The sequence below is a fragment of the Allobosea sp. 05T433 genome (genome assembly GCF_056396065.1).
In genome coordinates, this window is sequence record NZ_JBFTKS010000144.1 from 1 (window position 1) to 355 (window position 355).

The window sequence follows — 355 nt, forward strand, 5'->3', positions numbered from 1 at the left end:
GCACCACAGATCTCCATCACGCGGTCTTTCGGCATGCCCTGACGCATTGCCAGGCCGTAAATCGCGACCAGACACGCCACCAGAATCGCAGTGAACGGATGACCAATAAATTCGAACCATTCGTAAGCGGTTGACCCCACCGGCACAAAGCGTGCAGCGATGGTTTTCAGGCCCACCAGCACCAGCGGCAGCAGGATCAGCGACAGACTGAAGCCGAAGGACGGCATTTTACCCTCGCCCAGGTGCGGCTCGGTGATGTCGTCCGGAATGTGCAGCTCAACGTAACGGCTGATAAAGTTTCCCCACAGCGGACCGGCGATAATCATCCCCGGGATCGCCGCACACAGGCCAATCA

General features: G+C 58.6%; 1 protein-coding gene. It reads right to left on the reverse strand.

The features are described 5' to 3' along the window. The coding region (locus tag AC1DGP_RS35420; RefSeq protein ID WP_476833315.1) for a GntT/GntP/DsdX family permease at positions 1-326 on the reverse strand (326 nt) is incomplete at its 3' end. Positions 327-355: the final 29 nt, after the last annotated feature.